This is a genomic window from Mesorhizobium sp. M7A.F.Ca.US.014.04.1.1, assembly GCF_003998745.1.
GTDB classification, from domain to species: Bacteria; Pseudomonadota; Alphaproteobacteria; order Rhizobiales; family Rhizobiaceae; genus Mesorhizobium; species Mesorhizobium ciceri.
This window is the reverse complement of record NZ_RZRW01000509.1, coordinates 1-4,085: the sequence shown is the minus strand read 5'-3', so window position 1 is coordinate 4,085 and position 4,085 is coordinate 1. Positions and strand designations below refer to the sequence as shown.

Genomic DNA, 4,085 nt, shown 5'->3' with positions numbered 1-4,085 from the left:
GCCGGTGGACAGAAATGCCTGTTGGCCGCGGCGCTCTTCGTCGCCGCCAGGCGCGGATGCGACGGCGTTTTGCCTGGATTGCCATGCTTCGAACGCTTCGCGGCTTTCCGCGATGACGGTGATGGCCATATGGGCGTGCTGATAGCCGCAGAATTCGGCACACTGGCCACGATAGATGCCGGGCTTATCGGCGACGAGTGTGAGCTCACTCGGCCGGCCCGGAATGAGATCGCGCTTGCCGGCAAGGTTCGGCACCCAGAAGCTATGAATGACATCGAGCGAATCGAGTTCGACCTTGACCGGTTCGCCAACCGGGACATGGATTTCATTTGCCGTGACGATCGATTGGGACCGATCATCTCCGGGATACCGGACCTCCCACCACCATTGGTGCCCGGTGATGCGCACGGCAAGCGTTTCCGTTCCACTCAGCGAAGCAATGGATTTGCCGGCGAAAAAACTCGCTATCGTCATCATGACGAGCACCAGAACGGTCAACGCAATGGCGCTGCCGACAGCGCGGGTAAATCGGCGCTCCTGACGAGAATCGATCTCGAGCGGCGAGCGCGTTGTCTCGGACAGGCGACGACGCAAAAGCGCTGCCGCCAGGATCAACATGACAAGCAGCCACGTGGCCACTGCGATTGCGCTGAAAGACCAGATCAGATCAAGGATTCTCCGGGCATTCGCACCGTGTGCATGGAGGGCCGATTGCTTGTCGCCGCATCCTGCCAAGGCCAATATCGGCGCTGCGCTGATCGCCCTCAAACGCCGTTGCGCGGCCGTTCCCTGAACGGTGCCAGGCAAGATTTGCCTAGGACATGTGGGGGCAAGCGACATTCGCGGTCGTGTCAGCCTGCGAGAGCTGGCCAACGGACTCATGCACCTCGCCATGAAGGATCCACCATCGTTGCCAAGGCCATAACGCGGCTGACTGAAAAAGGATGCTTGGCAACACCCCCCGGCTGAAAACCGACGCGAAGCGGTGCGGGTTAGACGATGCGCAACTGCTGGAAAGCCTGTTGCCGCGGACTGCTCGTTTGAATCCAGAAAGCGACCAGGAGCAGTGCGGCTCCGCCATAGATCAGGCCGGCGGGAATCCACATGATCAAGCCTGCAAGTTGCTGGTCCTCGAGCGGGTTGAGCCCCCATAAATCCGAGCCGATCGCATTATCCGGATACCACAGCCTGGGCGAGACGACGAGCAACACCCCGAGCAGCCCGGTGTGGAGGGAGGTGAAGAAAAGATGCATCACGGCATTGCCGCAAGCCTGCTCGCGGCCAAGGCGAGGCAGCAGCACCCACCAGAACAAAAGCCCGCTACCGAGGAAACTCGCGTGCTGGGCATAGTGCAGGAAGCCCTGCTGGAGGGCAGCCTCGAACAGCGCCGGGACATGCCAGATCCATATCGCGGCTCCGTGCAGGACGGTCGCGACCACAGGACGGCTGATGAACGCCCAGACCGCCCGAAGCGCATTTGCATGTCCAGCCACTCCGAATATCTGGCGCAGCTGTACCGGCAGGGCCCACATCATCGCCGCCGTCGGGCGGGAGGCAACCAGCAGAGGCGCTGCGACCGCCATCAGCAATTCGTGCTCGATCATGTGCGCCGCAAACACATGTTCGCTCAATGCATGGATCGGGCTTACAAAGGCGAACGCCAGGACGGACCAGCCGGCAGCAAACAGCAAGGCCTGCCGCGATCGCAAGCGACGTCCACGTCCGCTCCGTCGCCACAGCCGGCCAGCGCCGGCAACATACAGCAAAAGGATTGCCGCCAGTGGCAATGTGATGGGTAGCGCCAGAGTCCAACCAGCCTGCGGAGCGCCGTTGCCATAGCAAATCGAGGTCGAAAAGAGCGCGTCGAAGCTCATGATCCGCATCCGTCACCCGGAAGAGCGCGGGTTCATCTGGAAAGATTCAGAATGAAGCCACTGAGGCGCGCTGTTCCACCTCCCTGCGCCGCCTCTAGGCATCCATCATCGATTTCGCCGGCTCACGGGCGATATTTTCTTCTATGCGTTCGTGTCCCGGCGTCCGCGGCAGGGCCTGGCGGAAGTTCTTGGCGTAGTCTGCCGGCATTTTGGGCGGCATCAGCGGCTCATAGGCATCTACCAGCGCTTCGATCACGACAGGGCCTTGCGTGGCGAAAGCCTGGTCGAGAACCGTCTCGATCTGATCGGCCCGCTCGATGCGAAAACCCTTTGCGCCCATTGCTTCTGCCGCCTTGGCAAAATCGATCGGCTGCAATTCGCAACCGAATTGCGGGTTGCCCAGAAACATCATCTGCTCCCAGGCGATCTGATTGAGCATGTTGTTCTTGATCACCAGAACCTTGAGCGGGATCTTGTAGCGCACCGCCGTCGAGAATTCGCCGAGCTGCATGGCAAAGCCGCCATCGCCGACGATGGCGGCAATCGGTCGACCGGGAAACGCTATGCCGGCAGCGATGGCGTAGGCCAGACCGCAAGCCATCGACGCCAGCGATCCGGACACCCCAAATGCCTGGCCGCTGCGAAGATCGACATGGCGGGCGGCCAGCTCCGTATTCTGACCGGAATCCGTGGCCAGCACTGTGTCGTCCGCCAATCTTTGTCCGAACGCCCGGGCAATCGCTTGTGGCTTCAATGGTTGCGCCTGCATGTCTTCCGACTGCCGCATCATCTCGCGCCATTTTCTCATGGTCTCCTGGGAACGGCGCAGGAATTCATCGGAGGGCTTTTGCGTCAGGCGCTGGTTGAGCGCGCGCAATGTCTCGGCCGCGTCGCCGACGAGGCCGGCCTCGACCGGAAAGCGCAAGCCGATCCGTTGCGCATCGCAGTCGATCTGGACGCCACGGGCCTGTCCGGGCTGCGGGTAGTATTCGATGTAGGGGAAGGTCGAACCGACAATCAGCACCGCGTCACAGTTCTCCATCGCCTCTTGCGAAGCCAGGGTTCCAAGAATGCCGATCCCGCCGGTGGTGTAGGGATGGTCGTCCGGCAGCACCGCCTTGCCCAGCAAAGCCTTCGCGACAGGCGCCTGCAGCAGGCGCGCCGTGTGTTCGAGTTCGGCGGCCGCGCCGATGGCGCCGCGCCCGGCCAAGATCGCAACCCGCGAAGCGTCATTGAGAATGGCGGCGGCTTTGTCGAGCTCAACGTCCAGCGGTACGCTGTGACCGGCGAACATATCCTGCGGCGTGTGCGCCGGGCGATTGCGCTTGGAGCGCTTCGACGGATCACGCTCCTGCTCCTGGATGTCGCTGGCAATCGAAAGATGGGCGACGCCCTTGCGCGCCAGCGCCGTTCGGCAGGCAAGGCTGGCGACGTTTTCCATATGCGCGGCATCGGCAACATGGGCGTTATAAACGGAGACATCGTTGAACACGCGCGTCAGATCGACATCCTGTTGCGTGAACGTCTCGATCAGATCGTGGAACTGCATGCCCGTAATCGCCAGCACCGGAGCCTGGTCGAGCTTGGCGTCATAGAGGCCGGTCAGAAGATGTGTTCCGCCGGGGCCGGACGTCGCAAGGCACACGCCCAGCTTTCCTGTCCACTTGGCATATGCACATGCCATGAAGGCAGCCGACTCTTCATGCCGGACCTGAACGAAGGCAATTTTGTCGCGCCGCGTCCGCAACGCTTCCATGACCCCGTTTATGCCGTCTCCCGGCAAGCCGAACACCACCTCCACGTCCCAGGCGACGAGTGTGTCGATCAGAATTTCTGCTGCATTCGGCATGTCAGGGTAGCTCCGGGTGGATGGTGTCCGAACCGGTGAATCCCGAGTTGGTTCCTTCGTCGCAATAAATCGTGACAGGTTTCTGGGGCGATCTTCCTGGGGCGGTTTATTCGATCTGCTCGAACGTGCATTGCCGTGGCGCCTTGTCGGGGCGCCAGCGCAGCAGTTTGGTGCCATGGCGAAACCGATTGCCGGTGACGTGGTCGAAGCGGACCTCCACCACCAGTTCAGGTTCCAAAGGCTCCCATTGTCCGCTGCGCTCCGTGCTCCAGCGGCTCGGGCCGCCGGGCGCCTTGCCGGTGAATCCGGGCTCTGACCGCAGCCCTTCCAGCCGTCGCGTGAGCGCTCCTCTTTCGGTCCTG

Annotated in this window: 3 protein-coding genes and 1 pseudogene; all 4 read right to left on the bottom strand. The window is 62.0% G+C overall.

Going from position 1 to position 4,085, the window contains the following annotated elements; genetic code table 11:
- On the bottom strand, nt 1-840 hold an 840-nt coding region (gene coxB, locus EOA22_RS26310), incomplete at its 3' end, for a cytochrome c oxidase subunit II (protein WP_245478690.1).
- Nucleotides 841-992: 152 nt separating this feature from the next.
- Nucleotides 993-1,874 (bottom strand): cytochrome c oxidase assembly protein, encoded by an 882-nt coding sequence (locus tag EOA22_RS26305; protein WP_063170471.1) that lies wholly within the window; start codon nt 1,872-1,874, stop codon nt 993-995.
- Between the two features lie 94 nt (nt 1,875-1,968).
- Nucleotides 1,969-3,723: a thiamine pyrophosphate-dependent enzyme gene (locus EOA22_RS26300; protein ID WP_063170143.1), complete on the bottom strand. Its 1,755-nt coding sequence runs from the start codon at nt 3,721-3,723 to the stop codon at nt 1,969-1,971.
- 106 nt (nt 3,724-3,829) lie between these two features.
- Nucleotides 3,830-4,085, bottom strand: a pseudogene (locus EOA22_RS26295) (ATP-dependent DNA ligase); the annotation flags it as partial.